The sequence below is a fragment of the Luteimonas arsenica genome (genome assembly GCF_004352825.1).
GTDB lineage: Bacteria > Pseudomonadota > Gammaproteobacteria > Xanthomonadales > Xanthomonadaceae > Luteimonas > Luteimonas arsenica.
Map to the genome: position 1 here is coordinate 722,594 of NZ_SJRW01000002.1, position 16,727 is coordinate 739,320.

General features: G+C 70.1%; 19 protein-coding genes. 15 read left to right on the top strand and 4 right to left on the bottom strand.

Annotated features, from left to right (window positions below; genetic code table 11):
• The first annotated feature begins 10 nt into the window (after positions 1 to 10).
• Complete coding sequence (locus tag E2170_RS10795) at positions 11 to 496, top strand: chemotaxis protein CheW (RefSeq protein WP_133000653.1); 486 nt, start codon at positions 11 to 13, stop codon at positions 494 to 496.
• An 18-nt stretch (positions 497 to 514) separates the two neighbouring features.
• On the opposite strand, the gene E2170_RS10800 is transcribed toward E2170_RS10795, so the two are convergent.
• Entirely contained in the window at positions 515 to 1,252 is a 738-nt protein-coding gene (locus E2170_RS10800) for a 16S rRNA (uracil(1498)-N(3))-methyltransferase (RefSeq protein WP_133000654.1), read from the bottom strand.
• A 293-nt stretch (positions 1,253 to 1,545) separates the two neighbouring features.
• On the bottom strand, positions 1,546 to 2,973 hold the full coding sequence (gene bioA, locus E2170_RS10805; RefSeq protein ID WP_133000655.1) for an adenosylmethionine--8-amino-7-oxononanoate transaminase: 1,428 nt from the start codon (positions 2,971 to 2,973) through the stop codon (positions 1,546 to 1,548).
• 38 nt (positions 2,974 to 3,011) lie between these two features.
• Here bioA and nudE point away from each other — a divergent pair, with 38 nt between their 5' ends.
• The 10 genes from nudE (at position 3,012) to E2170_RS10855 (ending at position 12,162) form a co-directional block, all read left to right on the top strand.
• Positions 3,012 to 3,566, top strand: coding sequence for an ADP compounds hydrolase NudE (nudE, locus tag E2170_RS10810; RefSeq protein ID WP_133000656.1), 555 nt, complete (start codon positions 3,012 to 3,014; stop codon positions 3,564 to 3,566).
• The gene (gene cysQ, locus E2170_RS10815; protein ID WP_133000657.1) at positions 3,553 to 4,377 is read left to right on the top strand and encodes a 3'(2'),5'-bisphosphate nucleotidase CysQ; all 825 of its coding nucleotides are present in this window, start codon (positions 3,553 to 3,555) and stop codon (positions 4,375 to 4,377) included. The genes nudE and cysQ overlap by 14 nt, the downstream gene beginning before the upstream one ends.
• Before the next feature lie 241 nt (positions 4,378 to 4,618).
• Positions 4,619 to 5,443, top strand: a complete 825-nt coding sequence (gene mazG / locus E2170_RS10820) for a nucleoside triphosphate pyrophosphohydrolase (protein WP_279432868.1) — start codon at positions 4,619 to 4,621, stop codon at positions 5,441 to 5,443.
• Between the two features lie 36 nt (positions 5,444 to 5,479).
• A complete protein-coding gene (locus tag E2170_RS10825; protein ID WP_133000659.1) occupies positions 5,480 to 5,782 on the top strand; it encodes an Mpo1-like protein in 303 nt (100 codons plus the stop codon).
• An 88-nt stretch (positions 5,783 to 5,870) separates the two neighbouring features.
• Positions 5,871 to 6,584 (top strand): response regulator transcription factor, encoded by a 714-nt coding sequence (locus E2170_RS10830; protein WP_133000660.1) that lies wholly within the window; start codon positions 5,871 to 5,873, stop codon positions 6,582 to 6,584.
• Between the two features lie 17 nt (positions 6,585 to 6,601).
• A complete protein-coding gene (locus tag E2170_RS10835) occupies positions 6,602 to 7,900 on the top strand; it encodes a sensor histidine kinase (RefSeq protein WP_133000661.1) in 1,299 nt (432 codons plus the stop codon).
• A 61-nt stretch (positions 7,901 to 7,961) separates the two neighbouring features.
• Positions 7,962 to 9,458 carry an efflux RND transporter periplasmic adaptor subunit gene (locus E2170_RS10840; RefSeq protein WP_133000662.1) on the top strand — a complete coding sequence of 499 codons (1,497 nt, stop codon included), beginning with the start codon at positions 7,962 to 7,964 and terminating at the stop codon, positions 9,456 to 9,458.
• Positions 9,455 to 10,159, top strand: a complete 705-nt coding sequence (locus E2170_RS10845; RefSeq protein ID WP_133000663.1) for an ABC transporter ATP-binding protein — start codon at positions 9,455 to 9,457, stop codon at positions 10,157 to 10,159. Before E2170_RS10840 ends, E2170_RS10845 begins: the two co-directional genes overlap by 4 nt.
• Positions 10,156 to 11,391, top strand: coding sequence for an ABC transporter permease (locus tag E2170_RS10850; protein WP_133000664.1), 1,236 nt, complete (start codon positions 10,156 to 10,158; stop codon positions 11,389 to 11,391). Before E2170_RS10845 ends, E2170_RS10850 begins: the two co-directional genes overlap by 4 nt.
• A gap of 105 nt (positions 11,392 to 11,496) precedes the next feature.
• Complete coding sequence (locus E2170_RS10855; RefSeq protein WP_133000665.1) at positions 11,497 to 12,162, top strand: LysM peptidoglycan-binding domain-containing protein; 666 nt, start codon at positions 11,497 to 11,499, stop codon at positions 12,160 to 12,162.
• A gap of 78 nt (positions 12,163 to 12,240) precedes the next feature.
• Here the strand turns inward: E2170_RS10855 and E2170_RS10860 are convergent, their stop codons facing one another.
• Both E2170_RS10860 and E2170_RS10865 read right to left on the bottom strand, forming a co-directional pair.
• Positions 12,241 to 12,753: a hypothetical protein gene (locus E2170_RS10860; RefSeq protein WP_133000666.1), complete on the bottom strand. Its 513-nt coding sequence runs from the start codon at positions 12,751 to 12,753 to the stop codon at positions 12,241 to 12,243.
• A 130-nt stretch (positions 12,754 to 12,883) separates the two neighbouring features.
• Positions 12,884 to 13,636 carry an SGNH/GDSL hydrolase family protein gene (locus tag E2170_RS10865; RefSeq protein ID WP_133000667.1) on the bottom strand — a complete coding sequence of 251 codons (753 nt, stop codon included), beginning with the start codon at positions 13,634 to 13,636 and terminating at the stop codon, positions 12,884 to 12,886.
• 188 nt (positions 13,637 to 13,824) lie between these two features.
• Between E2170_RS10865 and E2170_RS10870 the strand changes: the two genes are divergently transcribed.
• The 4 genes from E2170_RS10870 to E2170_RS10885 are packed head-to-tail and all read left to right on the top strand — an operon-like array spanning position 13,825 to position 16,726.
• On the top strand, positions 13,825 to 14,205 hold the full coding sequence (locus E2170_RS10870; RefSeq protein WP_133000668.1) for a diacylglycerol kinase: 381 nt from the start codon (positions 13,825 to 13,827) through the stop codon (positions 14,203 to 14,205).
• A 45-nt stretch (positions 14,206 to 14,250) separates the two neighbouring features.
• Entirely contained in the window at positions 14,251 to 14,988 is a 738-nt protein-coding gene (locus E2170_RS10875; protein ID WP_133000669.1) for a TerC family protein, read from the top strand.
• 7 nt (positions 14,989 to 14,995) lie between these two features.
• On the top strand, positions 14,996 to 15,922 hold the full coding sequence (gene lgt, locus E2170_RS10880; protein WP_133000670.1) for a prolipoprotein diacylglyceryl transferase: 927 nt from the start codon (positions 14,996 to 14,998) through the stop codon (positions 15,920 to 15,922).
• A 9-nt stretch (positions 15,923 to 15,931) separates the two neighbouring features.
• Positions 15,932 to 16,726: a thymidylate synthase gene (locus E2170_RS10885; protein ID WP_133000671.1), complete on the top strand. Its 795-nt coding sequence runs from the start codon at positions 15,932 to 15,934 to the stop codon at positions 16,724 to 16,726.
• The last annotated feature ends 1 nt before the right edge of the window (position 16,727 follow it).

Consider the following 16,727-nt stretch of genomic DNA (forward strand, 5'->3'; position numbering starts at 1 on the left):
GGATCCGACCATGAATTCCCCTGCCATCCAGGACATCCGCGGCGTGCTGATCCAGGTCGAGGGCGCGCGCCTGCTGCTGCCCAACGCCACGATCGCCGAGGTGCTGTCCTATGCCGATCCCGAGCCGGTGGCCGACGCGCCGGACTGGCTGCTGGGCCGCATCCGCTGGCGCGGCTGGCAGCTGCCGCTGGCCTCGTTCTCGCGCCTGGCCGGCATCGCCGAGGAAGCCGGCGGCCTGGGCAGCAAGGTCGTGGTACTGAAGGCCCTGGGCGGCGACGCCCACCTGCCTTACGTCGCGCTGCTGACCAAGGGCTTCCCGCGCCTGGTCACGGTGTCGCGCGATGCCCTGGTGGCCGACGCCGGCGAAGGCGACGCCGAAGGCGCGGCCGAACTGCCGCTGGGGGTGCTGATGCGCGTGTTGCTCAACAACGAGCACGCGCTGCTTCCGGACGTGGACGCCATCGAAGGCGCGATCCGCGAGGCGATGGCGGCCTGAGCGCCGCCGTTTCCGTCCTCAGGCGAGATCCCCGAACGCGGCCTGCAGCGCGCTGATCGCGGCGATGCCCGCGGTTTCGGTGCGCAGGATGCGCGGCCCCAGCCGCAGCCCGGTGAAGCCGGCATCGGCGAGGACCGTGCGATCGCGCGGCGACCAGCCACCCTCGGGGCCGATCGCGATCACCACCTCGCGCCCTTGCGGATCCGCCAGCCCGCGGACGTTGGTGTCCGCCGTCGGGTCCAGCTTCAGCTTCAGCGCATCGACGGACAGCGCAGCCGCGGCCTCGGCCAGCCCCGTCGGCGCTGCCACCGGCGGCACCACCGCACGCCCGCTCTGGCCGCAGGCCGAAGCCACTACCCCCTGCCAGTGCGCCAGCCGCTTGGCCGCGCGCGCCTCGTCCAGCCGCACCTCGCTGCGCTCGCTGTTCACCGGCACGAAGCCCGCGACGCCCAGTTCGGTCGCCTTCTGCAGGATCCAGTCCATCTTCTCCCCACGCGCCACGCCCTGCAGCAGCACGATGCGCAGCGAAGACTCCCGGTCGACCGCCCGCGCACCCAGCACCTCGACCTCGCCGCCCCGCTTGCCCGCGGCCACGACCCGGCAGTCGTAGTCGAAGCCATCCCCGTTGAACAGCACGCAGCCATCGCCCACGCCCAGCCGCAGCACCCGCAACAGATGCGCCGCCGCCGCCTCGGGCAACGCGACCCGTGCGCCGGTCGTCAGCGCTGCGTCGATGTACTCACGGTTCTGGCGCATGGGAGATCCTTTTTTGCCACGGATTTACGCGGATGAGGGCGGATTTGCACGGATAAAGCGGGAAGGGCGGGAAGAGGGAAAAAGCTTGAAGAGCGAGGAGCTTTTTTGCCACGGATTTACGCGGATTTCGCGGATCTGGCCGAGGCAAGATTGTTGCGAGAAGCCCATCCAGAAAGGAGAACAGGTGCGGAGCGTGGCGCTGGCACTCGCCTCTGCCAGATCCGCGAAATCCGCGTAAATCCGTGGCAAAAAGCTTTTTCTCCCGCCTTTGCTCTATCCGCGTAAATCCGCCCTCATCCGCGCAAATCCGTGGCAAAAGCTTTTCCGGTAGCCCCCACGATAGCCGCCTCCGTCGCGCTGGCGAGGAGCCCGATCTGGGCGTCGTCGATGCAGTAGGGAGGCATCCAGTAGAGGGTGTCGCCCAGCGGGCGGAGGAGGACGCCGTGGTCGAGGGCGGTGCGGTAGGCGTGCAGGCCGATGCGCTCGGAGGGGGCGAAGGGGGTGGTGCGGTCGCCGTCACGGGCCAGCTCGAAGGCGACGACCATGCCGGCCTGGCGGACCTCGGCGACGTGGGGCAGGGCGGCCAGGGGCGCGGCGGCTTCGGCCAGCTTCGCGGCGGTCGCGCGGTTGCGGGCGATGACGTCGTCGGATTCGAAGATGTCGAGCGATGCCAGCGCCGCGGCGCAGGCCAGGGGGTTGCCGGTGTAGCTGTGCGAGTGCAGGAAGGCGCGCTCTCGCGAGTCGTCGAGGAAGCCGTCGTAGATCGACTGCGTGGCCAGCACCGCGGCCAGCGGCAGGAAGCCGCCGGTGAGGCCCTTGGACACGCACATCAGGTCGGGCATCACTCCCGCCTGTTCGAAGGCGAACATCGTGCCGGTGCGGCCGAAGCCGGTGGCGATCTCGTCGGCGATGAGGAACACGCCGTGCACGTCGCAGAGTTCGCGCGCGCGCTTGAGGTACACCGGGTGGTGCATGCGCATGCCGCCGGCGCACTGGAGCCGTGGCTCCAGGATCAGCGCGCAGACCTCGCCGGGATGCTCGTCGAGCAGGCGCGCGAGCGCATCGGCGGCCTCCTCGGCGCAGGCTTCGTCCGACTGCCCGGGTCGCGCGTTCCAGGCGTCGGGCGAGGGCGCGAACATCGCCTCCATCAGCAGCGGCGCGTAGATGCGCCGGTACAGCGGGATGTCGCCGACGGAGAGCGCGCCGATGGTCTCGCCGTGGTAGCCGTTGGTGAGCGCGACGAACTTCGTGCGCCGCGGCTCGTCACCGCGGTTGCGGTACCAGTGGAAGGCCATCTTCAGCGCGACCTCGACCCCGGCCGAGCCGTTGTCGGCGTAGAACACCTTGGCCAGCGGCTCGCGGCCGGGCTGGCGCGGCGCGATCGCGAGCAGCCGCTCGGCCAGCTCGACCGCGCCCTCGTGGGTGGCGCCGGCCAGGATCACGTGCTCCAGCCTGCGTGCCTGCCGCGCGATGGCCTCGGCGATGCGCGGTTCGGCGTGGCCGTGGATGTTGGTCCACCAGCTGCTGACCGCGTCAAGGGTGCGGCGGCCGTCGTGGCCGACCAGCCAGGCGCCGTCGCCGTGCGAAATCGTCAGCAGCGGCAGCGTGTCGGGGTGTTCGCGCATCTGCGTGCAAGGGTGCCAGAGCACGGACAGGTCGCGGGATCGCCAGGCGTCGCCCTCGGCTAGAATGGCGGGATCGTGGAAAGATTTGTTGGACATCGCCGCATTATCGCCCCTGGGGCGCCTCGGGCGCGGGCATGAGTCGCCGCCTGCCCGTAATCCACGGCGTCACCGAGTCCGATGCCGGCCCCTACCGCCTGGAACGCCTGGACCTGGAGTTCGGCAACGGCGAGCGTCGTCGCTACGAGCGACTGCACGGCCGCGGCCACGGCGCGGTGGTGGTGGTACCCCTGATCGACGACGAGACCGTGCTGCTGGTGCGCGAATACGCCGCCGGCGTGCACCGCTACGAGCTGGGCCTGGTCAAGGGCCGCATCGACGCCGGCGAGACCCCCCTGCAGGCCGCCGACCGCGAGCTGAAGGAAGAGGCCGGCTACGGCGCGCGACGCATCGACGTGCTGCGCAGCCTGACCCTGGCGCCGACCTACATGAGCCACTCCACCCACCTCGTGGTCGCGCGCGACCTGTATCCCGAGCGCCTGCCCGGCGACGAGCCGGAGGAGCTGGAGGTGGTGCCATGGAAGCTCGACCGCCTGCATGAGCTGATCCTGCGCGAGGACTTCTCCGAAGGCCGCTCGATCGCGGCGTTGTTCATCGCCCGCGACTGGCTGGAACACCATGCCGCTGGCTGAGGCGCTGCGCGAGGGCGTGATCGCCATCGCCCGCGAGGCCGGCGCCGCGATCATGGCCGTGCACGACGACGACCTGGCCGTGCGCGCCAAGGCCGACCACAGCCCGGTGACCGCCGCCGACCTGGCCGCGCACCGCTGCATCGTGGCCGGGCTGGCGAAGCTGACGCCGGATATCCCGGTGCTGTCCGAGGAAGCGACGCACGCAGTGACGCTGGAGGAGCGCCGCGCCTGGTCGCGCTACTGGCTGGTCGACCCGCTCGACGGCACCCGCGAGTTCCTCAAGCGCAACGGCGAATTCACCGTCAACATCGCCCTCATCGACGATGGCGTGGCGGTGTTCGGCGTGATCCAGTCGCCGGTCAGCGGCGCCATCTGGCACGGCGTGCCGGGGCAGGGCGCCTTCCGCCGCGACGGCGACGCCGAGCGCGCCATCGCCACCCGCCGCCCTGCCACCACACCGCTGCGCGTGGCCGCCAGCCGCTCCCACCTCGACCCGCGCACCGCGGCGCTGCTGGCCCGTATCGGCGACCACGAAAGCATCGGCCTGGGCTCCTCGCTCAAGTTCTGCCTGCTTGCCGAAGGTGGCATGGACGCCTACCCGCGCATGGGCCCGACCAGCGAATGGGACACGGCCGCCGGCCAGGCCATCCTCGAAGCCGCCGGCGGCTGCGTCCTCGACCTCCAGGGCCGCCCCTTCCGCTACAACCAGCGCGACACCCTCCTCAACGGCGACTTCATCGCGCTTGGCGATCCCGGGTTGCCTTGGCGAGAGTGGGTCGAAGAGCGTTTTGCCACGGATGGACGCGGATGAACGCGGATTTGCGCGGATTGCGCGGATCTTGCCGAGGCAAGTCTTGTTGCAGGAAGCCAGTCTGAAGGAGATAAGCAGGTCCGGAGCACGGTGTAGGCACTGGCCTCAGCCAGATCCGCGTAATCCGCGCAAATCCGTGGCAAAAAATGCTCTTCGCTTTTTCAGCCTTTTCCGCTTTATCCGTGCAAATCCGCGTTCATCCGCGTCCATCCGTGGCAAAAGCTTTCAAAGGAGTCCCGAAGTGTCCGAACAGTTGCAAAGGTTGCTGGGGATCATGGCGCGGCTGAGGGATCCGGAGGGCGGGTGTCCCTGGGATCTGGCGCAGGATTTCTCGACGATCGCGCCGTATACGATCGAGGAGGCCTACGAGGTGGCCGATGCGATCGACCGGGGCGACATGCACGGTCTGCGCGACGAGCTGGGCGATCTGCTGCTGCAGGTGGTGTTCCATGCGCAGATGGCCGACGAGGCCGGCGAGTTCGGCTTCGATGACGTGGCGCGGGCGATCTCGGACAAGATGGAGCGGCGGCATCCGCACGTGTTCGGCGATGCCGATCGCGAAGACGCCGAGGCGGTGCGCGCGAGCTGGGAGGAGATCAAGCTCGCCGAACGCGCCGCCGCCGGCGACGAGGACACGTCCGCGCTGGCCGGGATCTCGCGCGGGCTGCCGGAGTGGCAGCGCGCGGTGAAGCTGCAGGACCGGGCGGCGCGCGTCGGCTTCGACTGGCCGGGGCCGGCGCCGGTGATGGACAAGCTGCTCGAGGAGCTGGAGGAGGTGCGCGTGGAGTTCGACGCGGTCGCTGCCGCGCCGGATGACGCCGGGGCCCGCGACCGCCTCGAGGCGGAACTGGGCGACCTGCTGTTCGTGGCCGCGAACCTCGCGCGACATGCCAAGGTCGATGTCGGCGCCGCGCTGCGCCGCGCCAACCACAAGTTCGAGCGCCGCTTCCGCGCGATGGAGGCGCTGGCCTCGGCCGAAGGCAAGGGGCTGCGTTCGCTGCCGCTGGAAGCGCAGGACGCGTACTGGAGCCGTACCAAGGACGCCGAGCGCGCCGCCGCCGGCTGAGGCATGATGCGAGGCAGGCCCGCCGGGAACCGCACCATGGCCCGCTTCGCCAGCTTCCGCGAGTTCTACCCGTTCTACCTGGACGAGCACAGCAATCGCACCTCGCGTCGTCTGCACTTCATCGGCAGCTGCGGCGCGCTGGCGTTCGCCGCCATCGCCGTGGCAACCGCCAACGCGTGGTGGTTGCTGGCCGCCCTGGCCTGTGGCTACGCCTTCGCCTGGGTCGGCCATTTCTTCTTCGAGAAGAACCGCCCGGCCACCTTCCGCCATCCCTTCTATTCCTTCGCCGGCGACTGGGTGATGTTCAAGGACATCCTCACCGGCCGGATCCCGTTCTGAACCCGGGTCCGCAACGCTTTCTTCACGCCGCCTCGACGGTTTTCCGGTCACGCTTTCACAAAGCTGAAGACGTCCGTTGGAGGACACAATGCGTGGATCGCAGGAACCCGGTGGCCTGGTCCTCATCGTCGAGGACAACCGCAACATTTCCGAGATGGTGGGCGAGTACCTGGAAAGCCGCGGCTTCGAGGTCGACTACGCCGCCGATGGCCTGGACGGCTACCGCCTGGCCAGCGAGAACAACTACGACGTGGTGGTGCTCGACCTGATGCTGCCGCGCCTGGACGGCATCGAAGTCTGCAAGCGCCTGCGCGAGGAAGCGCGCAAGTCGACGCCGGTGCTGATGCTGACCGCGCGCGACACGCTCGACGAGAAGCTGACCGGCCTCGGCGCCGGCGCCGACGACTATCTGGTCAAGCCCTTCGCGGTGCAGGAGCTGGAGGCGCGCCTGCGCGCCCTGATCCGCCGCGAGCGCCGCCAGGTGGGATCCGAGGTGCTGAAGGTCGCCGACCTGGTGCTCGACCCGGCCAGCCTGCGTGCCACGCGCTCGGGCACGGAGCTGCAGCTGTCGCCGATCGGCCTGAAGCTGCTGACCATCCTGATGCGCGAATCGCCGCGGGTGGTGAACCGCCAGGAGATCGAGCGCGAGATCTGGGGCAACAGCCTGCCCGACTCGGACACCCTGCGTAGCCACCTCTACAACCTGCGCAAGACCATCGACAAGCCCTTCGACAAGCCCCTGCTGCACACCGTGCAAAGCGCCGGCTACCGCATCGCCGACATCGAACAGCCGCCCGCCTGAGGGCGGCGGATCCGCTGATGCCCCAGGGACTACCGCGCAAGCTGCGGCGCGTGTTCGTGCTGCAGGCCGTGTTGGCGATCATCGCGGTCGTCACGTGCATGTACGTGGCGACCGTGTTCGCGCGCGGCCAGATCGCGTCCGACTGGATGCAGGCCGAAGCGGACCGCTTCTGGCAGGAACTCGCGCGGGATCCCGCCTATCCGCCGCCCTGGACGCAGTCGGTGAACGGCTACTTCGTGCCCGAGGGCGCCGATGCGCTGGCGCTGGGGGTGCCCGCCGCCTTCGTCGAGGCAGGGCCCGGCCGCCACCTGCTGCGCGAACCCGGGCCGTCGCAGCGGCTGCTGGTCCAGGACGGTCCCGGCGGCCGGCTCTACCTGCGGGTCACCTTCCACCTGATGGACCGCGTGGGCAGCTGGTCGCTGGTGATCGCGGCCCTGGTGGCGATGGGGGCGATCGGCGCCGTCAGCTGGCTGAGCTACCGGATCGCGCGCCGGATGGTGCTCCCGGTGACCGCGATGGCGAGCGAGGTCGCGCGCTGGGATCCGCGCCAGCCTGACCTCGGTGCCATCGAACCGGGACAGCTCCCGGGCGAAGTCGGACGCGAGGTCCGGCTGCTGGGCGGTGCCATCCGCGGCCTGGCCGAGCGCAGCCAGTCGTTCATCCGCCGCGAGCGCGACTTCACCCGGGAGGCGAGCCACGAACTGCGCACGCCGCTGACCGTGGTGCGTGTGGCGACCGACATGCTGCGCCGCGATCCCGAGCTGCCGCCGCGGATGCAGCGCTCGCTGGACCGGGTGCAGGTGGCCGCGCGCGACATGGAGGCGGTCGTCGATGCCCTGCTGATCCTGGCGCGGGAGGACGAGCCGGTCGCGACCGAGGAAATCGAGGTGCTCGAGGTGGCGGCGGAAGCCATCCGCATCGGCGCCACGCTGCTCGACGAGCTCGGGAGCTCCGCGGTCGTCGACCTGGCGCTGGTCGAGCGCGCCGCGCCGGTCCTGTCCGGGTCGCGGCGGGCGATGGCGGTGATCCTCGAGCAGCTGGTGCGCAATGCCTGCACCTTCACCGCTGCCGGCCGCATCGAAGTCGTCGTCGGCGACGACCGCGTCGAGGTCAACGATACCGGCGTCGGGATGGATCGCGACGTGCTGGAACGCGTCTTCGAACCGTTCTACCGCGCCGACCAGTACGTGGGCGGCCGGGGCCTCGGCCTCGCGGTGGTGCGCCGCCTCGCGGGGCGGTTCAACTGGACGATCTCGATCGACAGCACGCCCGGGCAGGGCACCCGGGTCACGCTGAAGTTTCCGCGCGCACGCTAGCGGTCAACCGCCGCCGCACTGGTGCGTTAGGCTTTCTGACCCCAGCCGGACCCCGTACCGCATGAGCCCACGTCCCAAGCGCGCCGACAGGCGCTCCCGCAAGCCGATCGCCGTCGTCGTTGCCGTGGTCCTGGCCGTGGCAGCGGGTGCCTGGTACCTCGTCCAGCGCGACGCCGGCGCCGATACCGGCACCTGGCGCACCGTCGAGGTCGAACAGGGCGACATCCGCGTCGCGATCTCCGCCACCGGCACGCTGAGCGCGATCTCTACCGTGGTCGTGGGCAGCCAGATCTCGGGCCAGGTCACCGACGTGCTGGTCGACTTCAACGACAAGGTCGAACAGGGGCAGGTGATCGCGAAGATCGACCCCAGCAGCTACCAGGCGCAGATCGAACAGGGCTCGGCGCAGATCGCCAACGCCCGGGCCAGCCTGGCCCAGGCCCAGGCCAGCCTGAAGAACGCCGAGCTCGACTACCGCCGCAAGGCGGAGCTCGGCGACCGCCAGCTGGTCGCGCGGAGCGACGTCGACCTGGCGCGCGCGGCGCTCGACCAGGCGCGCGCGCAGGTGGCCTCGGCGCAGGCCCAGATCGGCCAGCAGATGGCGGCCACGCAGACCACGCGCATCAACCTCGAGCGCACGGTGATCCGCTCGCCGGTGGACGGCGTGGTGCTCACGCGCACGATCGAGCCGGGCCAGACCGTGGCCGCGAGCCTGCAGGCGCCGGAACTGTTCACGATCGCGGAAGACCTGTCGAAGATGAAGATCGAGCTCGCCGTGGACGAGGCCGACATCGGCCAGGTCCAGGCCGGGCAGCGGGTAAGCTTCACCGCCGACGCCTTCGCCGACCGCGAGTTCTCCGGCGTCGTGGAGCAGGTGCGGCTGGCCGCGACGAACACCAGCAACGTGGTCACCTATCCCGTCGTGGTCACCGTCGACAACAGCGACGGCACGCTGCTGCCGGGGCTGACGGTCAACGCCGAGATCGAGGTCAGCCGCCGCGACGGCGTGCTCAAGGTCTCCAACGCCGCGCTGCGCTACAAGCCCACCAGCGCCGAGGGCCCGGTGGCCGCGGCGTCGGGCCGCGGCGCGCGCGCTGGCGTCACCGACGACCTGCGCCGCGAAGCCGCCGCCCTGGCGCTGGCGCCGGCGCAGCAGGCGGCCTTCGACGAGGCGATCGCCGCGATCCAGGCCCGGCAGGAGGCGCGCCAGGCGGCTCCCGCGGCGCCGAGCGGCGGCGGCCCCGGCTTCGGCCCGCGCGGCGGTGGCGGAGCGCCTTCGGCGGCGATGTCCTCGCAGATCCGCCAGCGCATGCTGCAGCGCTACCGCGACGACTTCGCCGGTTTCCGCGCCAGCCTCGACGAGGACCAGGCGCGGCGCTGGGACGCGGCGGTGGCCAGCCTGGTCGGCGCCACGCGGACGACGGTGTACCGCCTGTCGGGCGGCAGCCCGGAGCCCGTCATGGTCCGCGTCGGCGCGTCCGACGGCACCATGACCGAGATCTCCGGCGGCGTGCAGGCCGGCGACGTGCTGGTGACCGGCGAGCGCGCGGCGCGATGACTGCCGCCGTCCCGATCATCGAGACCCGCGCCCTGGGCAAGGTATATTCGGCGGGCACCGAGGCCGAGGTGGTGGCGCTGAAGGATGTCGACCTGCGCATCGATCGCGGTGCGTTCGTCGCGATCATGGGTCCGTCGGGTTCGGGCAAGTCGACGCTGATGAACCTCATCGGCTGTCTCGATACGCCAAGCACCGGCACCTACCACTGCGATGGCGTCGATGTCTCCACGCTCGACGCGGAAGAGCTGGCGTCGCTGCGCCGGGAGAAGATCGGCTTCGTCTTCCAGGGCTTCCACCTGCTGCCGCGGATGAGCGCGCTCGACAACGTGGCGATGCCGCTGGCCTATGCCCGCGTGCCCCCGGACGAGCGCGCGCGCATGGCCGCCGAGGTGCTGGAGGCGGTGGGGCTGGGCGGCCGCAGCGGCCACCGGCCGAACGAACTCTCGGGCGGCCAGCAGCAGCGCGTGGCGATTGCCCGCGCGCTGGTCAACCGTCCGCCGCTGCTGCTGGCCGACGAGCCCACCGGCGCGCTGGATTCGAAGACCGGCGAGGAGATCCTGGCGCTGTTCAAGCGGCTGCGCGACGAGGGCCACACGGTGGTCCTGATCACCCACGATGCCGAGGTCGCGGCGCATGCCGACCGCACCTACGTGATCCGCGACGGCGAGCTGCATCCGGAACACGCGGAGGCCGCGGCATGAAGTTCAGCGACGTCATCCGCACCGCCGTGCACGCCCTGCGCGGCAACTGGATGCGCAGCGTGCTCACCTCGCTGGGCGTGATCATCGGCATCGCCGCGGTGATCGTCATGGTGTCGGTGGGGCAGGGCACCCAGTCGGAGATCGACAAGATGGTGTCGGGGCTGGGATCGCAGCGCCTGGACATCTCGCCGGGCTCGCGGCGCGGCCCGGGCGGCGTGCGCCAGAGCGCGTCGAGCTTCTACACGCTCACCGAAGGCGACGTCGAGGCGATCCGCAGCGACATCCCCGAGGTGCAGTACGTCTCCGGCTCGCTCAACGGCAGCACCCAGGTGGTCTACGCCGAGAACAACTGGTCCAGCCGCTGGCAGGGCGTGCAGCCCGACTACTTCGACATCAACGCCTGGACCCTCGTCGAGGGCGAGGCCTTCGATGCCCAGGACTACGGCGGTGCGGCCAAGGAAGTGATCCTGGGCGAGACCGTGCGCCGCGAGCTGTTCGGCGACGAGCCCGCGATCGGCCAGACCGTGCGCCTGGGCCGCGTGCCCTTCGTGGTCGTGGGCGTGCTTGCGCCCAAGGGCCAGGGCGGCTGGGGCCAGGACCAGGACGACGTGGTGATGGTGCCGATGCAGACCGCGCGCCGCCGGCTGCTGGGTTCGATGGGCCTGCCGCCCGGCGCGGTGATGCAGATCGCGCTGACCGTCACCGATGCCGACGACCTGGGCTACGTGCAGGGCGAACTGGAGTCGCTGCTGCGCCAGCGCCACCGCATTGCGCCGGGTGCGGACGACGACTTCAGCGTGCGCAATATCTCCGAGATCGTCGCCACGCGCACTGCAACCACCCGCCTGATGTCGCTGCTGCTCGGCGCGGTCGCCACCATCTCGCTGATCGTCGGCGGCATCGGCATCATGAACATCATGCTGGTGTCGGTGACCGAGCGCATCCGCGAGATCGGGCTGCGGATGGCGGTCGGTGCGGGGCCCTCGGACGTGCGCCGGCAGTTCCTGGCCGAGGCGATGCTGCTGTCGCTGGTCGGCGGCGCGCTGGGCATCGTGATCGGCGTCGTCGGCGCGGTGCTGGTGGGGCGCTTCGGCGACCTGCCGGTAGTGCTGAACGGGCAGGTGGTGGGGCTGGCGGCCGGGTTCTCGGTGGCGACGGGGCTGTTCTTCGGCTATTACCCGGCGCGCAAGGCGTCGCTGCTGGATCCGATCGAGGCGCTGCGCTCGCAGTGACCTCGGGTCTACCCCATAGGGGCAGGCCCCGGGTTGGCCGCGGCGGCGTCGGGCTGGAGACTCGGTTCATCGCAACCACCGCGCGCAGCGGGAGGGAGACACCAGATGACCGCCATCCACAATACTTCCTGGGGCGACACGCTTTCGCACATCGCGCAGCGCTATGGCACCACGATCGACGCGCTCATGGGCGCGAACTCGCAGATCAAGGATGCCAACCTGATCTACGCCGGGGATTCGCTCAACATCCCGGGCGTGACCGGCACCCAGGGCGGTGGTGGCGCGGGCGGCCCGGAGGGCACGACGGGCACGACGGGCACCGAGGGCGTCAGTGGCAGCTCCAGCGTCAGCGGCAACAACGCTGCGGCGATTGCCGAGCAGTTCATCGGCCGCAACGCGGGCGAACTCAAGCACAGCGACGAACTGCCGATGCAGAGCTGGGTGCCGAACAACGTCAATTGCGCGAACTTCGTTTCGGCCTGCCTGCAGAAGGCCGGGCTGATCGATGCCAGCCAGGCCAGCGCCTCGGTCGACCAGCTGGCCAGCAACCTCAAGGGCGATGGCTGGCAGACGGTGTCGCTGGCCAATGCGCGCCCCGGTGACGTGGTCCTCATGCAGCGTGACGGGCAGTCGCATGTGGTGCTGTTCGCGGGCATGGAGAACGGGCAGCCGAAGTTCATCGGCTCCAACAACGTCAACGCCGACGGCTCGCAGCGCGTGAGCTGGGGCGGTGCCTCGGGCAACTACGAGATCATCACGCCGCCGCGCTGAATTCCGACCAGGGGCGGGTGACGGAAGGCCGGGTTACCCCCGGCCTTTTGTCGTTCCAGGCGGGGTCGAAAACCGGCCTCAGAATCCGAACAGGGCGCGGGGCGCGGCGTGTTCCTGCGGCCATGCCAGCCAGGCCACGTCGCCGGGGCCGATCGCGTGGTCGAGTACGACCCAGGTGCCGCCGGCCGGGAAGCCCGCATCGTCCGTTGCCGGCGCTGCCTCTCCGGGCTGGAGGCCGGCCTGGTCCTGCGCCGCGGCCTCGGCAGGAGCTTCGGAGGCATCGGAGCCAGTCGATGCCGCATCGGGCTCGCGCCGGAGCAGGGTCACGTAGAGGTCGGACATCGCGCCCTGTTCCGAGGCATCGGCGAAGCGCGTGCCGGAGAAGTCGGGGCGCCCGCCGCCGGGCGCGCGCATGTTGCCGAGCAGGAACACCCAGTTGCCGATGCGGTCCATGCGCTCGACGTCGAGCTCGACGCGGGCGTCGTCCAGGGCCTCGCGCAGCGGCGCGATCGCGGCCTCCAGCACGATGTCGTAGCCGGGTTCGCCGGCGTGCATGGGCTGCGGCGCGGCCTGTGCGAACGAAGGGTTCATTGCGACTCCCATGGCGAGTGCGGTGATCGATCCGAGGATAGCAGCGGGTCTGCGCATGCGCGGGCTCCCGGTACGGCAGTGTGTATGCGGCATCGTGGCAGCCGTTGCCTGCGCGCGGAGTGAACGCCGTTCAGCGCAGGGCGGGCGCCACCACCTCGCGCCAGATCGCGTAGCCGTCGGCGTTCATGTGCAGCCGGTCGGCGATGAACAGTTCCTCGCGCGGGCGGCCGTCCGCGTCGAGCATCGGCGTGGTGATGTCGATGTAGACCGTGCCGGGCTGCGTGCGCAGCCAGGCTTCGACCAGGGCGTTCGCCTCGCGCTGGGCGGGGAGCTGGTCGATGCGCAGCGGGCTCGGCTTGATGGACACCCAGGCGATCGTCGCCTGCGGCAGCGAGGCGCGCAGGCGCGACACCAGCACACGGGTGTCGGCCAGCACCTGGTCGGGGCTCCGGCCGGCGTCGATGTCGTTGTCGCCGGCGTACAGCAGCACCATCCGCGGGCGGTAGCGGATGGCGACGGCATCGGCGTGCCAGGCGAGGTCGCGGACCTGGGAGCCGCCGAAACCGCGATTGATGACCGGCACGCCCGGGAAGTCATCGGCCAGCGACGCCCACATCCTGAACGAGGAGCTGCCGGCGAACACCACGGGCCGTTCCGGCGGCGGATGGCGGGCGTCCTCGTCCGCAAATCGCGCCATGTCGGCTTCCCACTGCGTCGTGGACACGGGATCGAGGCTGGCAGGCGCCTGCCAGGCCTCGGCAGGCGCGCCCGGCGAGGTCGAGGCGCAGGCGGCCAGGAAGAGGACCAGCAGGCCAGACAGCGCGACCAGAACAGGGGTGGCGACGCGGATGGCGTGCCGCCTGGGGCGGGAGGAGGGGGTCATTTCGGCTCCGGGAAAGGCTGGCGGCCAGTGGAACAGCCGCGCCCGCGGGACGCAATCCGGGGTCGACCCGGTCCCGCGCGCCGCCTTGTGGCAAAATTGGCGGATTCTGGCTGGACGCGGCGTCGAATTCGCATGCAGTTCACATCAAGGCCGCGTCGCGGCGCACGGCGCTGATCGCGGAGCGCACCATGGCGGACGAAACCGGCCACCTGCCGCGCGGCCCCTCGCGCATGCTGAAGGCGACCGTATGGTCGCTGCAGGGCCTGCGCGCGGCCTGGCTGCACGAGTCGTCGTTCCGGCTCGAGGTCTACCTGTTCGCCATCCTCGCCCCGCTGGGCTTCTGGCTGGGTCGCGACGGCGTCGAGCGCGTGCTGCTGGTGGGCTGCCTGATGCTGGTGCTGGCGGTGGAACTGCTGAACTCCGCCATCGAGGCCGTCATCGGCCGCTATGGCGACGAGCACCACGAGCTCGCCGGTCGCGCCAAGGACATGGGCTCGGCGGCCGTGTTCGTGCTGATGCTCAACGTGCTGCTGGTGTGGGGCGCCCTGCTCCTGCCGCGCATGCAATAAACCCGTGCACCGCACGACAGACGATTCCCGAAGGACAAGCAAGCAATGATCGAACTGATTTCCGATCCGCAGGTCTGGATCCTGCTGGTCACGCTGGCCACGATCGAGATCGTGCTCGGCATCGACAACCTGGTGTTCATCTCGATCGCGGTCAGCCGGCTGCCCGTAGAGCGGCGCGAATTCGCGCGCAAGTTCGGCATCGCCGTGGCCTGCATCACGCGCCTGGGCCTGCTGCTGACGCTGGCCTGGCTGGCGGGACTGACCGCCGACCTGTTCAGCCTGTTCGGACAGGGCATTTCCGTCCGCGACCTGGTGCTGGTCCTCGGCGGCCTGTTCCTGGTCGTGAAGGGTGCGATGGAGATCCGCTCGCTGGTGGTCGGCGAGCACGAGGACATGGACGGCACCGGCAAGGCGGCGACCTCCTTCGGTATGGTGATCGCGCAGATCGCGATCATCGACATCGTGTTCTCGCTGGATTCGGTGATCGCGGCGGTCGGCATGGCCGGCGACTACGTGCCGGTGATGGTCGCGGCGATCCTGATCGCGGTCGGCGTGATGCTGCTCGCGGCCGAGCCGCTGGGCCGCTTCATCGACAACAACCCGACCGTGAAGATGCTGGCCCTGGCCTTCATCGTGCTGATCGGCGTGTACCTGCTCACCGAAGGCTTCGACCTGCACATCCCGCGCGGCTACATCTACGGCTCGATGGCGTTCTCGGCCTTCGTCGAAGGCCTCAACCTCTGGGCCAAGCGTCGTGCCCTGAGGGGCGTGGCGAACGAGTGAGGCCGGCATGAGCATCCTGCACCTGGTCGACCCGATCGCGGTCCAGTCGCCGGCCTTCGAGCTGTTCGGGCGGACCTTCGAGCCGGGGGTGCACTGGTACGGGCTGATGTATGCACTGGCCTTCCTCAGCGCCTGGCTGCTGGGGCGCTCGCGGATCCGCGCCGGGCGCCTGCCCGGGGTCGACGAGGCCGGCTTCGGCGACCTGATGTTCTACGGCATGCTCGGCGTGGTGTTGGGCGGCCGCGTGGGGTACGTGCTGTTCTATTCCTTCGGCGACTTCCTCGCCAACCCGCTGATGCTGGCCAAGGTGTGGGAAGGCGGCATGAGTTTCCACGGCGGCCTGCTGGGCGTGCTGCTGGCGAGCTGGCTGTGGTCGCGTTCGCGTCGCCTGCATTTCCTCGACACCATGGACTTCGTGGCGCCGCTGGTGCCGCTGGGCCTGGGCTTCGGGCGCATCGGCAACTGGATCGGCGGCGAGCTCTGGGGCAAGCCGACCGACGTCGCCTGGGCCACGGTGTTCCGCAGCGCGTTGCCGCAGGACATCGCCTGGCTCGACGACGCGGCGCTGCGCGCGCTGCACCAGACCGGGCAGCTGGAGCAGTACGCACGCCATCCCTCGCAGCTCTACCAGGCCTTCCTGGAAGGCGTGGCGATGTTCGCGCTGCTGTGGTGGTTCTCCAGCCGGCCGCGGCCGCGCTACGCGGTGTCGGGGCTGTTCGCGCTGCTCTACGGCTGCTTCCGCTTCCTGGTCGAGTTCGTGCGCGAGCCTGATGCGCACATCGGCTACCTCGCCTTCGGCTGGCTGACGATGGGGCAGGTGCTGAGCACCCCGCTGATCCTGCTGGGCCTGTACTGGCTGTGGCGCTCGCGCAGCGCCCCGACCCTGCAGCCCGCTCCGCCGGCCGCCGCCACGCCGCCCGCCAACGCCAGGTAATCCCGACGCATGCGCCAGTACCTCGATCTCCTCCGCCACGTCCTCGAGCACGGCAGCGAGAAGTCCGACCGCACCGGTACCGGCACCCGCAGCGTCTTCGGCTGGCAGATGCGCTTTGACCTCGCGGAAGGCTTCCCGCTGGTCACCACCAAGAAGCTGCACCTGCGCTCGATCGTCCACGAGCTGCTGTGGTTCCTGAAGGGCGAGACCAACATCGCCTACCTGCGCGAGAACAAGGTCTCGATCTGGGACGAGTGGGCCGATGCCGAGGGCGAGCTCGGCCCGGTCTATGGCAAGCAATGGCGGCGCTGGGCCGCCGGCGACGGCCGCGAGATCGACCAGATCCGCTGGGTGGTGGACGAGATCCGCCGCAACCCGGACTCGCGCCGGCTGATCGTCAGCGCCTGGAACGTGGCCGACCTGCCGGCGATGGCGCTGATGCCCTGCCACACCATGTTCCAGTTCTACGTGGTGGACGGGAAGCTCAGCTGCCAGCTCTACCAGCGCAGCGGCGACATCTTCCTGGGCGTGCCCTTCAACATCGCCAGCTATGCGCTGCTGACGCACATGGTGGCGCAGGCCACCGGCCTGGGCGTGGGTGACTTCGTGCACACACTGGGCGATGCACACCTGTATTCGAACCACTACGACCAGGCCCGCGAGCAGCTCGCACGCGAACCGCGGCCACTGCCGAAGCTGGTGCTCAATCCGGCGGTCGACGACATCTTCGGCTTCGGCTACGACGACATCGCCATCGAAGGCTACGACCCGGCGCCGGCGATCAGGGCGCCGGTGGCGGTCTGAG

Excerpts from the sequence above, each read along its gene's own strand:
- lgt (WP_133000670.1), top strand. The coding sequence starts at position 14,996 with ATGAGCATCCTGCACCTGGTCGACCCGATCGCGGTCCAGTCGCCGGCC.
- E2170_RS10800 (WP_133000654.1), bottom strand. The coding sequence starts at position 1,252 with ATGCGCCAGAACCGTGAGTACATCGACGCAGCGCTGACGACCGGCGCA.
- E2170_RS10830 (WP_133000660.1), top strand. The coding sequence starts at position 5,871 with ATGCGTGGATCGCAGGAACCCGGTGGCCTGGTCCTCATCGTCGAGGAC.
- E2170_RS10875 (WP_133000669.1), top strand. The coding sequence starts at position 14,251 with ATGATCGAACTGATTTCCGATCCGCAGGTCTGGATCCTGCTGGTCACG.
- cysQ (WP_133000657.1), top strand. The coding sequence starts at position 3,553 with ATGCCGCTGGCTGAGGCGCTGCGCGAGGGCGTGATCGCCATCGCCCGC.
- E2170_RS10860 (WP_133000666.1), bottom strand. The coding sequence starts at position 12,753 with ATGAACCCTTCGTTCGCACAGGCCGCGCCGCAGCCCATGCACGCCGGC.
- E2170_RS10870 (WP_133000668.1), top strand. The coding sequence starts at position 13,825 with ATGGCGGACGAAACCGGCCACCTGCCGCGCGGCCCCTCGCGCATGCTG.
- E2170_RS10850 (WP_133000664.1), top strand. The coding sequence starts at position 10,156 with ATGAAGTTCAGCGACGTCATCCGCACCGCCGTGCACGCCCTGCGCGGC.
- E2170_RS10825 (WP_133000659.1), top strand. The coding sequence starts at position 5,480 with ATGGCCCGCTTCGCCAGCTTCCGCGAGTTCTACCCGTTCTACCTGGAC.
- E2170_RS10845 (WP_133000663.1), top strand. The coding sequence starts at position 9,455 with ATGACTGCCGCCGTCCCGATCATCGAGACCCGCGCCCTGGGCAAGGTA.
- nudE (WP_133000656.1), top strand. The coding sequence starts at position 3,012 with ATGAGTCGCCGCCTGCCCGTAATCCACGGCGTCACCGAGTCCGATGCC.
- E2170_RS10795 (WP_133000653.1), top strand. The coding sequence starts at position 11 with ATGAATTCCCCTGCCATCCAGGACATCCGCGGCGTGCTGATCCAGGTC.
- bioA (WP_133000655.1), bottom strand. The coding sequence starts at position 2,973 with ATGTCCAACAAATCTTTCCACGATCCCGCCATTCTAGCCGAGGGCGAC.
- E2170_RS10885 (WP_133000671.1), top strand. The coding sequence starts at position 15,932 with ATGCGCCAGTACCTCGATCTCCTCCGCCACGTCCTCGAGCACGGCAGC.
- E2170_RS10865 (WP_133000667.1), bottom strand. The coding sequence starts at position 13,636 with ATGACCCCCTCCTCCCGCCCCAGGCGGCACGCCATCCGCGTCGCCACC.
- E2170_RS10855 (WP_133000665.1), top strand. The coding sequence starts at position 11,497 with ATGACCGCCATCCACAATACTTCCTGGGGCGACACGCTTTCGCACATC.
- E2170_RS10835 (WP_133000661.1), top strand. The coding sequence starts at position 6,602 with ATGCCCCAGGGACTACCGCGCAAGCTGCGGCGCGTGTTCGTGCTGCAG.
- E2170_RS10840 (WP_133000662.1), top strand. The coding sequence starts at position 7,962 with ATGAGCCCACGTCCCAAGCGCGCCGACAGGCGCTCCCGCAAGCCGATC.